Source organism: bacterium (assembly GCA_020444065.1).
In the GTDB taxonomy this organism is placed as follows: domain Bacteria; phylum Sumerlaeota; class Sumerlaeia; order SLMS01; family JAHLLQ01; genus JAHLLQ01.
Genome location: JAHLLQ010000001.1, coordinates 297,957 through 312,761 on the forward strand (window position 1 = coordinate 297,957; position 14,805 = coordinate 312,761).

A 14,805-nucleotide genomic window follows, 5' to 3' on the forward strand; every position below is an offset into this window, starting at 1 on the left:
CATGGATCTGTGCAGGAAATCTCTCGAAATGGCGTTTTTCGATAGCCCAACCCCGGGCGACCGTGGCATTCAGGGACAGACTAGAATCTGTGTCACCCCTCGAAATCCATCCTTTTCTGGCAGATTGCCACGAAAAGGACCGGGTGGAGGCTTTGTGGATTCGACAGCGCAGGCTTGACACTATCCCTAATTGTGGGCACCAGTGCTGTTAGACTCTGCACGGATGAAGATGGTCAGAATGGGATTGATGCACTCCAACCGCGCCAGTTCGCAGGCCATGATGGTTACTAATTCATGATCATCCTGAGCTCAACAGCCCTCATGCCAGCTACCGATCCGGTAGTTCTATTGGCATTGTGGCCGTCGGGTGTAGCGACCCCATTGATGATTGGTGCGGCGGTTGTCCTTCTGCTTGTGGCGACTGCACTCATTATCTGGCAATCCCGACCCCGCCCGGATCAACAGTCCGGATCGGACTCCCGGGTTGTTGAAGCCGATGCCGAAACGGCTCCAATTCCCAAGGCCGCGAAACCCGCAGCAGAATCCGCGTCTGCCACTCAGGAACAGAAGAAATCGACTCCAAAGCCATCCTCGAAGGACCCAGACGACAGCACAGAGACCGATTATCCCTGGGCGAAGGCACCGGTTGAAGAAGAGAAGCATCGCGATATCCCCTCTGCGGAAGAAGCCGAAAAGGCCAGCACAGATGGGGATTACATGAAGGCTGCGGATTGCTGGCGCTCCCGCGGCGATCTGCTCCGTGAACGCGCAGCCCTCCTGAAGGCGGACGCCCCGCTGCGGCTCGCGCAAGTCGAGTTGGCGCTCGGGATGGACAATCAGGCGATTCCCCGCCTGAACGATGCGCTGTCCGCTTCTCCTTCGGAAGAGAAACTCCGCCTTCGCCTGATCGAAGCTTTGCTCGACGAAGATCACCCCGAGGACGCGAAGGCTCTTGCAGACGCCGTTGCCCCGGAAGACTCACCAATCGCCGGCAATGCGAAGTTCATCGCCGCCGTTGCTCGCGCCTTCGAAGCCTACGGCGATCTCGAAGCGGCTCTCCAGTATTACAAGATCGCAGCAAACCGCGAACAGATCCTGGCCGACGTGCCTGTGCGTCTGATGTACTTGCACCAGATCGTGCGCCTGGCCGCCGCGCCGGCGCCCAAGCCCGATACACGGACGCCAAGCAAGTTCATCAAAAAGGCGCTCGACGAGAGCCAGGCAAGCTTCCTCGAAGATCCCTCGACAAACGAACCCGATCGAGTCTCCGATGATGCCACGATTCTCTCGGAGCATGAGGTCATCGTCGGTCATCTGGCTCTCGGCGGTGGAACTCGCGAGTATCGCCACTCGGTGCGTTCCGCTGCGTCAGTAGCCTCTCGTCTCGCGCTGACGCGTCTGGTGGGCGAACGCGCATCCTCTGCAGTGTTCGAAGGCGTGGACCAGATGCTCGACTGCCCGGTTGCGGTAAAGATCTCCCGCGTCGCAACAGAGCATCCCGATTGCGATGTCCTTCGCCAGCGCCTGCAAGCCATCTCGCTCATCAACCATCCGAACGTTTCGAAGCTGACGTACGCCGACTGCTATGGCGGCGTGATTCGCGTTGTCACGGAGTACCACTCCGGGGGCAGCCTCGCCATGATGGCGCAGCGCATGGAGCAGATCGGGCTTCCGCTGATTCTGCGCATTCTGCTCCAGGTGACTTCCGGAATCGCCGCCGCACATCGCCACGGAATCATGCACGGCGACCTGCGGCCCGAGAATATCATGGTCGGGCACGACCAGTTGATCAAAGTGCATGACTTCAGCCTGCACCCGTGGCCTGTTCGTCGTCCGAATCCAGACCAGACGCCCCGCGAAGGCAATCCCTCCGGCATGCAGGAAAACGAGATCCAGATGGATCTCTCGCAGTTCGCCGATGTCATCGAGTTCCTGATCGAAAAGGCAATGGTTCCTCATTCAACGCCGGAACGCCCGAGTATTCTTGCCGATCCGCTTGAGGAACTTCGCGAAATGGTCAAGCGCGCCCGTCGCGGGGAGTTCTCGTCCTTCGCACACGCACATCGAATCCTGGCCCAGATTCTGGATCGTTCGCTTCCTCGGCCGGCAAACTCCTTCCGCTCGGAATAAACTGATTCTATGTTCCGCGGCATCACCAGAAACGAGCACTTCGTCGGTTTTGCCGCCATCGCTCTCATTTTCGCAGGAATCATCTATCACCAGGTTCGAGTCGATCAGGACCGTCGGATCGAAATATCCGGCAGTCCTCAGGAAATCTCCCCGACTGCCTGGCGGGAGTTGGCGGTCGAGGAGCCGACTGAGAGCCAAGGCATCGACGACTCCGTCATCGAGGGGCAAATCGACATCAATCGCGCGAGCGCGGAAGTCCTGCAGGCTCTTCCCGGCATCGGGCCGACGCGCGCGGAGGCCATCGTGGCCGATCGTGAGCAGAACGGCCCGTTCGGCACTGTGAACGATCTTGGCCGGGTTTCAGGGATCGGTGAAAAGACGTTGGAGAGCCTCCGACCGATGATCCTGGCGTCCAATGTCGAGCCGCCACCGACTCCCCGGCGGGAGATTGCATACTCTCCAACCCCGACAGCACCGCGATACACGCCTGTCCCCACGCCAGTGCCGACAGAAACTCCCCTGCCCATCATCCATGTCAATCGAGCGACTGTTGCGGAGCTGCAAACCCTTGAGGGTATTGGAGAAAAGCGCGCTCAGGACATATTGGTCGACCGAACAGCCAATGGACCTTACAGGCATCCGGAAGACTTGATGAGAGTCTCTGGGATCGGCCCGAAGACAATTGAGAAAAACCGCTATCGACTTGTGTTCGACTGATTCGGTAGAGTTCCGCGGCAGCCGTTGATGATGATGGGCGGCCGATTCCCCGCGCAGTGGAGATCCTCACTCAATGCAACGGCACTCCGAGCACCTTCGCCTCCTCGGCCTCCTCTTACTGTTTGTACTTGGTGTCTCCATCGGCCAGGCGGCCGATCTGACCATCAACGCGGTGGCGGGATACGGCGGCTACTACCGCCCCGGCAAGTGGGCGCCGGTTGTGGTCTCCATCGATAATCGCCCACGCGAGGGCAAGCCCGGCGATACAAGTCTGGACTTTGAGGGGCGCCTGATCATCGAGACGCAGAGTTTCTCAACTCGCGGCGGCCAGTACCAATTCACCCGCGACGTCACAGTGCCGGCCTTCTCGACGCAGCGCTTTGTTGTCTATGCCAAGTTCCCGGAGAACACGTCCGTGCAGCGCCCTTCTCTCGAAGTGCGCGCATCCAGCGGCCGGCGCATTCAAGTTATTCCGCTGGATGTTCAACCCTTGCTGAAGAACGACGTGTTGATGGTCACGGTCTCGGAGCAATTGGCGCGGTTGTACTTCCCGGTTCCGCGCTCGGGCGCAGTGAACTTCATCAAGCAGGCCGATATGTCCACGCAGCACTTCCCCGATCACTGGGCCGGCTACGATTCTGTCGACATCCTCGTATTCCCTCGCTGGCCGGAAGGTCGTTTGACCTCGCAATCCGTCGATGCGATTCGCGATTGGGTCAACATGGGAGGAACGCTCGTGTTCCTCGGTGGATCGAACTCCAATTCCTACGCGAGCGGAGTGCCGGAAGATCTGCTTCCTGTGATGACAGAAAGCAGCGCGCCTTTCCTCATCGGCGAGAATGGAATGGTGGAAGCCGATGAAGACACGAGCCTGCTGGAAGAGAACGCTGTTCTCGTGAGCAGGGCAACGGTCCGGGAAGGTGCGAGTGTCCTGGTCGAAGGGGGAAAGGACATTCCCCTGCTTGTACGGCGCCCCCACGGGCGTGGTCAGATACTGTTTATCGCATTCGATCTGGAGACCTTGCCTGAGAAAGTCAGAAACCTGTTTGCTCCCTACTGGATGGGAGTACAACCGATCCGGAACGTGGTCGATTGGCGCTACGCGTTGCCAAAGACACTCGGCGAGTTGCGCCTGATCGCAAAGGGGACCGCTCGCCCGCCAAACGTGGCGCTGATCATCATGATCTGCGTGCTCTATACCGTCATCGTGGGTCCCGTGAATTTCTTCATCCTCAACAAGCGCAACTGGATCCAATGGGCATGGCTGACCGTGCCGTTGATCGTCCTGATCTTCTCTGGGCTGATTTACACGATCGGTACGCTTTCCAAGGGCGGCAAGTACATCGCCCGGGAAATGGCCATCATGCAGGGGACTCAAGGACAGGACACGTTCAACGATCAAACGTACGTTGGTATCTTTGTCCCCAGCGCCGGGAATTACTCTTTCTGGTCCGACGATCCCAAGACGGCCATCGGCGATTCGGATCGTTGGTTCGAAATGGAGGGCCTCGAACGCTCGGCTCTGATTGATCTCGGGGCAGCCGCCGGCAGCGCCGATCTCGGGCTCACGGGTCAATCTCCGGATTTCTTCTACGATGGCACGCAAGTCAATGCGCGGCGCTGGCCATTACGGACATTCGATACGGCGATGCTGCAGACCCGCGGCCCCCGTAAACTGGATGGGGCACTTGATGGCAGCTTCCAGTTCTACGATACGAATGATTCCTATTTGATCGAGGGCGACCTGATCAACAACACTGGAAGAGACTTCTACGCTGCGGGTCTGTTCTTTGGTGGGCGCGTGCATTTCATCGGTGAGCTTCGGAATAAGGAATCGCGTTCGTTCCAAGGAAGAGACCTGGAGCTTTGGATGAGCCCATCTCCTTCTGCGGCGACCTCCCCCTGGCGCGGATTCTCTACGGCAGTGGCCGGCATGACCGATTACAGTCACGGCAAGACCGACGAGGCCATCAACCGCGAGAACGCCGAGAAGGTGCTTAACACGATTTTCAATCCCGGCCTGACGGGAGAGCTCTTTCCGCCGGAGGATGGACGTTTCTGGTTTGTCGGGCTTTCCGAGTCCGAGGACCTGACAGTCAACATCGGCGGATTTGAACGTGACCTTGGGATGCGTTCGGAGATCGTGATGGTGGAACTGAATCTCGCTCCACCCTTGGGCGATTTCAGGGTCCCGGAAGAGATCGTGCAGGTGCGACTCCACGATTACACGCGAAACGCACCCTTCACCATCCTGGACAACGGCGACCTGGAGATGCAGAACAGCCAGGGCGTCGTTTCGTACGAAATGCCCTTCAATTATGGGGGGCTCGCGGGCTCGATCGTGCAACCCATCATACGTGAAGAACACGACACCACCCGCCAAGAATTTAATGTCTCGATCTACGATAACGAACGCGGAAACTTCCTGATAGCAAACGGTAGCCAGCCGATTCGGGATCGGAGCGACAACATCATCATGCCGTATTCCGGTCGCGGCTTCGCGTTGCTTGAATCTAAGAAACCCGATGAGAAGACGATTGGGAGTCCCACGACTGTGACTCGCGTCAAATTCCGGATGCAGGGGTATGGCGAGTGAGCATTCCTCGGATAGCCACTGTGTTGCTGACGCTTATCCTGCTCCCGATTGGGGGCTTCGCAGAGAGCCGTTTTGAATTGCAGGAGCAACCCGGCAGCGATGCGTTTCGCGAATTCGTCCTGGTACACCACACAGACAAAAACTCGACCCCGACGGCTGCTCAGGCCGCATTCATCCTGCGCACAACCGACTCTTCGGGCCTGTTACTGAACATCAAGGTGGTTCCGCGGTATGAGATTTCACGTACGCCGCGGCGGGGAACACCGGTTCCGGAAGCAGGCGGACACGAAGCTCAACTGCTAGTTGGTGTGAAGAAACTCTCACCGGGCGCGGCATTCGCCGATGACGCCGAAATTTGTCGTTTTCAAGTGCCGGCCAAAGCGCGAGGAGATGTACGTGTTATCGTCTCGCGGGATCGAGGCGGATTGCGTTCATGGTCGGGACAGGACCTGACGCCCGCGTCGTCCATCATCGCGAAGAAGTCACTGGGCGACGACTGACATTCCCCACTGCTCCCCCGCTGGAACCGTGATGGGTGGCGTGATTGAGGAGTTCTTCGTGCGATTCTCGAACTGAATCGAAAGCGTTCGATCGATCTTCTCGTCGAACAGCAGATCGTCCCAAAGCCACAAACGATTGCCTCGCCACTCAGTGCGCTCGACGGGCTTGCCGTTGATCGATGCTTGAATCGTGGAGACACGAATTCGCGCGACCTCCTTGCCCCAGCCTTCTTTCATTCCATCCAGACACTCCACAATGAGCGCACGCCGATCACTCGGCCGCCGATCCGCGAAGATCGACTCCACTCGCCACGATGGCACGCCGTTCGAGGCCCACTGCGTCAGCCCCAGCATCAGCGCCCACGCCACGCGCTCGGTGTACTCTTCGGATCGAAGGCGCTGTTCCTCGGTCGGGTTTGAGAGGAACGAACACTCCGCCAACACCGCGGGCATGTTCGCCTCACGCAGGACGCCGAAGCCGTCGTCGTACATCAGCAGATCGCTGTAGATGCCGGACGACATGGCCTGCGGCGGACGCAACGTCCACGCGAGACTATCGCTCAGTTCACGTGCGAGATCCAGACTCGCAGGATGCGTATCTCCATCGCCATGGTACCAGACCGACGAGTAGTTCGCATCGGGCGGACCTGCGTTGAAATGAATGGAGAGAAACAGATCGGCGTTCGCCTGGTTCGCGATGTCGGCGCGCAGCGTAAGGCTCACGAAACGATCGTCGGCTCGCGTCAGGATCACATTCGCTCCGGCTTCCTCCAGCAATTCCTGGAGCTTCTTCGCCGTGCGCAGATTCACGACGGCTTCCCGCAGTCCCGTCGGGCCGCGCTTGTATCCGCTCTCCTCGTACTCCGTCCCCACATCTCCCCCATGGCCTGGGTCGAGGACGATTGTCAGATCGGCCAGCAGTCGCGCCTGCGGAGGCAATTCATCTGGAATTGGCGGCAACATGGCCCATCCTTCATCGGCGCGGGGATCGAGCGGAATGTCCGGCGAACCATCGCTGAAGCAGTTCACGAGAAAAAGGGCGGAAACGGAGAGCAAGAGGGACAGGAAAAGGGCTTTCACGGGGAGAATACTCCGAGCAGATTGCACGGATTCAATCCCGAGAGGTCCTACAAAGGCAAGAAGTCGTTAGCGAGCGGACTGCAGGAATCTTTCGGCGCGCTCTGCGATCGCCTGCATGAGTACCTCGAAGTCGAGCGGAGGCAATGTATCCCGGGAATCCTCGACCTGGCTTCGGATTGCCGCATACGCGTCCGGCGTGGGCGCTGTCGCATCCAACAGTTTCATCAGGCGATGGAAGCACTGCGAGCGAAGCGGCTCCTGGCTGAAGAACCCCACTCCATTGAAGGTCATTCGATGGAGCGAAGTGGGCCCGTACTTCTCGAGCGCTTCGTAATGATCGGCCGTCGCGTAGCCACGATTCCGATCCCAACCATAAAGGGGAAACTCCTCGTGATAGCGATCCATCATGCGGTCGCGTGTGACCTTTGCCAGGATGGATGCCGCGGCGATGCTGGACGACTTGGAGTCGCCCTTGATGATCGGAAGTTGGGGCAGAGGAACTGACGGCAACGTCAACGCGTCCGTAACAAGCGCCCCGGGCTGGGTGGCCATCATTTCTACCGCCCGACGCGCAGCTTCTCGTGTCGCCTCCAGGATGTTCATCACATCGATCTCGTGCGAGTGGCAAATGCCCACACCCCAGGCTAACGCGCGGCGTTGAATCTGATCGTAGAGCTTCTCGCGGGTTGCAGCGGGGATCTTTTTTGAATCGTTCAGCCCTGATGGGCGCTTTGCTTCCAGGTCCCAGATGACGGCGGCCGCCACCACAGGACCCGCAAGGGGGCCGCGGCCGGCTTCATCGATTCCGGCGACCAGACAATTACCGTGTTGAGAGGACCAGTCCCGTTCGGGACGAATGGTGGGCCGCTTTGCGGCGGTGGCTTTCTTGACGCGTGGGGCCAAAATCTCGGCCTCGGGGCGGTTTATTCGGTCGGGGTGTCGCCGTTGACCTTCTCGCGGAAGGATTTGCCCGGCTTGAAGACCACGACCTTCTTCTCGGGGATGAAGATCTGCTCGCCAGTCCGCGGATTCCGGCCGTTACGGGCGTTCTTGCTCTTCACCAGGAAGGTTCCGAATCCAACGAGCGAGACTTTTTCGCCCGATTTCAGCCCATCCTTGATGGCGTCCAGAAAGATTTCGACGGCTTCATAGGCCTCTGCACGAGCCAGTCCGGTCTTGTTCATTACGAGGTTGGCGACTTCGGCCTTCGTCATCGATCTTCGCTCCGGTGTCGCCCCGCCAGGGATCAATTGCGGGGATTTGAATGTCGACATGCAGGAGATAACTCGTGCGCCGTCAGGTCAATAGAAAGCTGGACAGTTCTTTCTTCCGGGGCGCCGTCACTCCTCATCCAGCTTCAGAACGGCCATGAACGCTTCCTGCGGGATTTCCACGCGGCCGATCTGCTTCATGCGCTTCTTGCCTTCCTTCTGCTTCTCCAGCAGCTTGCGCTTTCGTGTGATGTCGCCGCCGTAGCACTTCGACGTCACGTCCTTGCGCATGGCCGAGACATCCTCGCGGGCGACGATCTTGCCGCCGACAGCCGCCTGAATCGCGACCTTGAACATCTGTCGAGGAACGATCTTCCTCAACTTCTGACACAGCAGCCGACCGCGCGGGCTGGCGTCTTCCCGGTGAACGATCACCGACAGCGCATCCACCGGCTCGCCGTTGATCAGCACATCCAGTTTCACCATGTTGCCCTTCTTGTAGCCCGAGACTTCATAGTCGAAGCTCGCGTAGCCCTGGGTCATGGCTTTCAGCTTGTCGTGGAAGTCCGTGACGACTTCCGACAGCGGCAACTCGTAGGTCAGCTTCACGCGATCCGAGGTCACGAAGTGCATCTCGATCTGCGTGCCTTTCTTGGCCTCGCAAAGCTGCAGTACGTTCCCCATGTAGTCCTTCGGGAAGTAGATGTTCACGGTGATGTATGGTTCCTCGACCGTCTCGATCTCCTGCTGGGGTGGCAGTTTCGAGGGGTTCTCAATGAACATCGTCTCGCCATTGGTCTTCGTGATGCGGTAATTCACGGAGGGTGCGGTGAAGACGAGATCGAGATCGTACTCGCGCTCGAGGCGTTCCTGGATGATCTCCATGTGAAGGAGACCAAGGAAGCCGACACGGAAGCCGAAGCCGAGGGCCTCACTCACTTCCGGTTCAACGTGCAGCGCCGCGTCGTTGAGCTGAAGCTTCTCAACTGCTTCCTTCAATGCATCGTAATCGTCCGCGGCCGAAGGATACATGCCGGCAAACACGACCGGACGCGCTTCGCGGTAGCCAGGAAGCGCCGCTGCCGCAGGCTTTCTGGCGTGTGTGATCGTGTCGCCAACGCGCACGTCGCTGATCGTCTTGATGCCGGCGACGACATAACCAACTTCGCCGCAATCGAGCGACTCGACCTTTGCCTGTGCCGGCGTCATGACACCGACTTCGGTGACTTCGTATTCCAACCCACCGCGCATGAATCGAATCTTGTCGCCAGCCTGCAGCGCGCCATCGATCACACGCACATAGCACACCACGCCTCGATAGACATCGTACAACGAATCGAAGATCAGCGCGCGCAATGGCGCGTCCGGGTTACCACGCGGCGGCGGAATGCACTCGACGACAGCATCCAGGAGAGCCTTGCAGCCCTGGCCGGTCTTCGCAGAAATCGGAATCGCGAGATCCGGATCGAGCCCAACCGTGTCTCGGATTTGCTCGCGCGTCGACTCAAGGTCCGCGCTGGGCAAGTCGATCTTATTAATCACCGGCACGATTTCGAGGTCGTTCTCGAGCGCCAGGTACACGTTCGCGAGGGTCTGCGCCTCAACGCCCTGAGCAGCATCGACGACGAGCACGGCACCTTCGCAGGCTGCCAACGAACGCGAGACCTCGTATGTGAAGTCCACGTGCCCCGGTGTATCGATCAGGTTCAACTGGTAGATCTCGCCATCCTTCGCCCGGTGGAAGAGCCGCACTGCCTGCGCTTTGATCGTGATGCCGCGCTCGCGCTCGAGATCCATCGAATCGAGCACCTGGCTGCGCATCTCACGCTGGGTCAACGTACCGGTCTCCTCCAGGAGGCGATCGGCAAGGGTCGACTTCCCATGATCGATATGGGCGATGATACTGAAATTCCGAATCTTGTCGTAGGACGTACCGGGCACGGAGGTCTTTCTGCTCAGTGGATTTAGGGCGGGATGGGCGGCTGCCCGTTCCCAGGGGCGGGTTATGCAATAGTCAGGCCCGGCGGAAAGTCAACGGCTTCTGTTAGTGACTGCTCCCCGATGAGTCCATAATCCCATTGGCCCGGTGGACGAATCGTGTTGGAAAGGCCCGCAACCTTGCGCCAGGACCATTCGCATGCGGATCGCCTTCATCGGAGTCGCCAGCAATACCCACCTGCAACGGTGGGCGCGATGGCTGACGGCCCGCGGACACGAGCTGGCCTTGGTCACGCAGGACGAGCCGACAGAGCCAATCCCCGGTGCGGAGTGGCTTCCACCGCGCTGGTCGAAGGCCTTGAACGCCGTGGCCTTCGGTCTCTTCCGGCATCGCCGGTCCGCGGAGTTCTTTGCCCCCTGGGCTGTTCGGCCGGTCTTGAAGGCCTGGAAACCGGACATCGTTCATGGATTCGATGCATTGAACAACGGCTGGGCGGCCGTGAGAGCCCTTCCGGATGCCCGCACGGTTGTCGAGCCTTTCGGAAGCGACGTCTTCACGGGCTGGAAAGCCGGCAAAACGGAGGCCTTCCTGGTGCGCCAGTCCATCCGCCGCGCCGATGCCATAACCTGCAATCTCCCAACGATCGGCCCCTTCCTGACAAGAACGCTCGGGATCACTCCCCGACTGGCGTGGGGATTCTCCTGGGGCGTAGACCTTGACGTCTTCCGCCCTGAACCGTCAGCGGGAGATCCCGACTGGCGCCGCGCCCTTGAGATTTCAGCAGAGGCGCCGATTCTCTTCAGCCCAAGGGGGCTCGCGGCCTATCAGGGGCAGGACTACTGGGGCAGCCTCGACGTGATGGATGCGTTCGCGCGCCTGGCGCCGGAGATCCCCGATTTGCATCTGGCCGTGCTGACGTCGCGCACGGATCCAGTCGTGTTGAAGGACTGGAAAAGCCGGAAGCTGGCCTTGGGAACCGATGCGCGGCGGGTCATCGAGATTCCCCAACGGCTGAATTCGCAGGAGATGGCCGCACTTTACCGCACGAGCGATGTCTTCGCGAGCGTCCCCTACACCGATCTGTTGTCCTGCACCGTCCTGGAAGGTCTGGCCTGTGGTTCGCAAGCCGTCGCGGGCGGATGTCCCGATCTGGGGCCTGTCCTGCGCGATAGCCACGGGATGGAGTTGGAGGTCGTCGCCCCGCGCGATCCGGATGCGCTGGCTGAGGCAATCCGCCGTTCGCTCTCTCGTCGGGATGAGCGCCCTGAGATCGCCAAAACAAACCGGCGCGCGATCAGTCATTATCACGATCGGGAAAAGCAGGCCCACCGCCTGGAAGAGCTCTATGAGCGACTGATGGGAAAGAAATCTGTATGAGGCACTGGAAGACACGAGATGATCGGCATTGGAGCCGCGCAAGGCGGATGCGGATTATTGTGCCCACATGCCTTAGCGCCACACTCCTCATGTCGATCCTGCACGCTGATACGATCTTCCTTAAGAATGGGCTGACCGTCGATGGGGTGGTGACACAAGAGACCGACAGTCGCGTGACAATCCGCACGTCGGGTAGTCTGCTGCAACTCCCTCGATCAACCATCGAACGCATCGATCGCGAGAATCCAAACGCAAACGCCGTTCTGAAGGCGGCCCAGACGCTGCATGGCGGCCAACTGGCGCAAGGCGTCATCCAACTCCTGGAGGCCGCGGAGTTGGAGGGCGACAAGGGGCAGTTGGAGAAGGCGCTCGTCGACAACGAGTCGACGCTGGTTCGCGCAGCGGCCGAAATGTCAAGCGATCGCCGCGTCGAGGCCCGCTTCCAGGTTCGCAAGTTGATCGGTGCCGAATTCCTGACAGAACCGGGCAACGTCACGCTCGCCCGGATTCTGTCGGAACTGGGCGCCGAAGAAGACGCGGCGGAACTCCTTGATGAAGTTGGAATCGACTATTTGCGCGAGAATCCGCGAGCACTGGTCTGGGCCGAGCAATTCCTCCGCCGCCAGATTCGCGCAAATGCAGACGGCGGCCAGTACGACAAGGCCGTTGGGAACATCGAGCGTTTCCGCCTTCTCAATCCAGAGGGCGCGGAAGGGCAGAAGGCGCTCGTCGCACTCTCCGAATCGGCCGCGGCCCGCGATCGCGATGACTACGAACGCGCCCTGCAGATCATCGCTCAGGATCTCTGGCCGGAGGTCCCGGAGGTTGCCCGCAATCGTGCGCTCGTTACGTTGCGCCAACTGACCACCTGGGCCGAGTTCCACCAAGAGGAACGCAATGCACGGCGATGGCTCAAAACGTGGCTGGTTCCGATCATGCCGATCGAATCGCTCAGCGCCAGCAATCGTCTGATTCGCTCGGAAGCGGCGCGGTCACTCAACGATGGCGATGCGGGATGGGCGCTGCGGCTGTTGGAATCGGTCGACGAGGACACACGCACACCGGAGTTGAATCGCCTGCTCAATGCGGCCCAATTCGAAGTCAAGCAGGAGGAAGTCGATCCCGACGATCCGATCGCGCTGTTCGAGTTGGCGCAATGGGGCCTGGAACATGACCTGTTCGAACTGAGCCTTCCGGTCTTCGAGCAGGTCCGTCAGAACGAGCAATTCCGTGAGATCGTGGATGAGCAACTCTCGGTCATGCGCGCCGAACGTGATATGGAACTCCTCGACCAGGCGATCGAGGCCTACGACAAGGGTCTGCTGTTCGATGTGATCGAGATTTCAAACAAGATCGCGCTGAATCCCGATCACGAGACCCCGGTGCAGAAGCAGGCCGTGGAACTGGCGGAAGCCGCCCGCAAAGAGATCGCGATGGAACAGCAGCGGCGGCCGTATCAGGCCGAGGCGTTCTACCAGCAGGCAGAGCGCGCGCACTTCATGGACCACCCGCAGGAAGCCTGGAATCTGATCGACATGATCCTGACTCACTACGCCGAGACGCCGGCTGCTGAGCGAGCTGCTGCATTGCTTCCATCCGTGGCGCGCCAATTCGAGATTCAGTTGCTCGAAGGCCGTCGTACACAGATCCCGGACTATGATGTCGCGATCTCTGAGGGAGCCCTCCAGCGCGCGGACATGCTGGGCGAAGAAATCCGCCGCCTCCTTCGTGAGATGGAGGCGGCGGAAGATTCAAACGCTTCAGATTGATTCTCAAGCTTCGATCAGGCTGTGTCGTACGCGTGCTCTCCGTGCAGTTCCAGATCCAGTCCGAAGTCCTCGGCGGAATCGGAAACGCGAACCGGGGTGATGAAGCTGATCAGCTTCAGCATGCCGTAGGAGATGAAGAACGCGTAAGCGGCTGCGAAGATGATCGCGCCCATCTCCACGAGGAAGAAGTGCGTCCCGCCGTGGAAGAGTCCGTTCGCACCCGAGGGATTGACGGCGGTACTGGCAAACAGGCCCAGGCAAGTCACGCCCAGAACGCCACCGACGCCGTGCACGCCCCACACATCAAGCGCATCGTCCCACGCCAGCTTGTTCTTCATCTTCACCGCGAAGTAGCAAATCACGCCAGATAGAATACCGATGATTGCAGCGGCACTCATGCTGACGAAGCCGGCCGCCGGAGTGATGGTCGCCAGGCCTGCTACGGCGCCAGTCAGGAGTCCGATGAACTTCGGCTTGCCCGTATCACGCCACTCAATGGCCAACCAAACGATCGCGGCGAATGATGCGGCGATGTCCGTATTCAAGAACGCCAGGGCCGTAATCCCGTCGACGCGCAATTGGCTGCCGGCGTTGAAGCCATACCATCCGAACCAGAGCAATGCGGTGCCGGAGGCAATCAGCGGAATATTGTGCGGCCCGCTGGGCTTGGCGTGGCGCTTGCCGATGAAGAAGACCGAGGCAAGAGCTGCCATACCGGCGGTCGCGTGGACGACGATTCCGCCAGCAAAGTCCAGAACGCCCCACTGCGCCAGGATTCCGCCACCCCACACCATGTGCGTGAACGGGAAGTACACCAAGAGCAGCCAGGCAACCTGGAAAATCAGGTAGGCCTTGAACGTCACGCGATCCGCGAAGGCTCCCGTGATCAGCGCCGGCGTGATGACGGCGAACATCATCTGGTACGCGATAAATACGATCAGAGGGATGTTATTGGTCGGCGAAAGTGCATCCGAAAGGTTGACGCCCTGCAGGAAGGCCATGTCGAGGTTGCCGATGATTCCGCCGACATCGCCGCTGAAGCACAGCGAATATCCGACTGAGAACCAAAGGATTGTCGTGATGCCGAGCGAGACGAAGCTCTGCATCATGATTGTGATGACGTTGTTCCGTCCCACCAGCCCTCCGTAGAAGAAGGCCAATCCCGGCGTCATCAGCATTACCAGGCTGGTCGCAACCAGCATGAAAGCAGTACTGCCAGTATCGAATCCCATTCGTGAAACTCCCTCCTTAGATTGAACAAACAAAAACGATTTCCAGGCGGGCGGTGGGTGTCCATACAAAACATAATGGAATTCAGGAAAAATATGACACAATGAATTCCGCAAGCCGGCCGCCAGCCCCGACAACCGAGGAGGCCGACCGCAGAGCGATGAGGAGAGAACATCCCGACGCCAAGGGTCCCGTTGACAAACCACTGCTGACAGGAAACGCTCTCCCTCTGAGGGTTAGCCCTCTGAATTGACCG

At 59.5% G+C, this 14,805-nt stretch carries 11 protein-coding genes; 6 read left to right on the forward strand and 5 right to left on the reverse strand.

The genetic code is table 11. The features are described 5' to 3' along the window. Positions 1 to 321: 321 nt before the first annotated feature. From KQI84_01130 to KQI84_01145, 4 genes are all read left to right on the forward strand, one after another. Positions 322 to 2,130, forward strand: a complete 1,809-nt coding sequence (locus KQI84_01130) for a protein kinase (GenBank protein MCB2153462.1) — start codon at positions 322 to 324, stop codon at positions 2,128 to 2,130. Positions 2,131 to 2,139: 9 nt separating this feature from the next. After that, positions 2,140 to 2,847 carry a ComEA family DNA-binding protein gene (locus tag KQI84_01135; GenBank protein MCB2153463.1) on the forward strand — a complete coding sequence of 236 codons (708 nt, stop codon included), beginning with the start codon at positions 2,140 to 2,142 and terminating at the stop codon, positions 2,845 to 2,847. Positions 2,848 to 2,920: 73 nt separating this feature from the next. Next, the gene (locus KQI84_01140) at positions 2,921 to 5,443 is read left to right on the forward strand and encodes a hypothetical protein (protein MCB2153464.1); all 2,523 of its coding nucleotides are present in this window, start codon (positions 2,921 to 2,923) and stop codon (positions 5,441 to 5,443) included. Then, a complete protein-coding gene (locus tag KQI84_01145) occupies positions 5,440 to 5,943 on the forward strand; it encodes a hypothetical protein (GenBank protein ID MCB2153465.1) in 504 nt (167 codons plus the stop codon). Before KQI84_01140 ends, KQI84_01145 begins: the two co-directional genes overlap by 4 nt. Here KQI84_01145 and KQI84_01150 read toward each other — a convergent pair. From KQI84_01150 to lepA, 4 genes are all read right to left on the reverse strand, one after another. Further along, positions 5,926 to 7,023 (reverse strand): N-acetylmuramoyl-L-alanine amidase, encoded by a 1,098-nt coding sequence (locus KQI84_01150; GenBank protein ID MCB2153466.1) that lies wholly within the window; start codon positions 7,021 to 7,023, stop codon positions 5,926 to 5,928. The genes KQI84_01145 and KQI84_01150 overlap by 18 nt on opposite strands. 66 nt (positions 7,024 to 7,089) lie before the next feature. Next, on the reverse strand, positions 7,090 to 7,926 hold the full coding sequence (locus KQI84_01155; protein MCB2153467.1) for a ribonuclease HII: 837 nt from the start codon (positions 7,924 to 7,926) through the stop codon (positions 7,090 to 7,092). A gap of 20 nt (positions 7,927 to 7,946) precedes the next feature. Next, the gene (locus KQI84_01160) at positions 7,947 to 8,237 is read right to left on the reverse strand and encodes an HU family DNA-binding protein (GenBank protein MCB2153468.1); all 291 of its coding nucleotides are present in this window, start codon (positions 8,235 to 8,237) and stop codon (positions 7,947 to 7,949) included. A gap of 126 nt (positions 8,238 to 8,363) precedes the next feature. Further along, a complete protein-coding gene (gene lepA / locus KQI84_01165) occupies positions 8,364 to 10,175 on the reverse strand; it encodes a translation elongation factor 4 (GenBank protein ID MCB2153469.1) in 1,812 nt (603 codons plus the stop codon). Between the two features lie 196 nt (positions 10,176 to 10,371). On the opposite strand from lepA, the gene KQI84_01170 reads away from it, so the two are divergent. Beyond that, a complete protein-coding gene (locus tag KQI84_01170; protein MCB2153470.1) occupies positions 10,372 to 11,550 on the forward strand; it encodes a glycosyltransferase family 4 protein in 1,179 nt (392 codons plus the stop codon). A gap of 47 nt (positions 11,551 to 11,597) precedes the next feature. Beyond that, on the forward strand, positions 11,598 to 13,319 hold the full coding sequence (locus tag KQI84_01175) for a hypothetical protein (protein ID MCB2153471.1): 1,722 nt from the start codon (positions 11,598 to 11,600) through the stop codon (positions 13,317 to 13,319). A gap of 14 nt (positions 13,320 to 13,333) precedes the next feature. Here KQI84_01175 and KQI84_01180 read toward each other — a convergent pair whose 3' ends face one another. Further along, positions 13,334 to 14,551, reverse strand: coding sequence for an ammonium transporter (locus KQI84_01180; protein ID MCB2153472.1), 1,218 nt, complete (start codon positions 14,549 to 14,551; stop codon positions 13,334 to 13,336). Positions 14,552 to 14,805 lie beyond the last annotated feature (254 nt).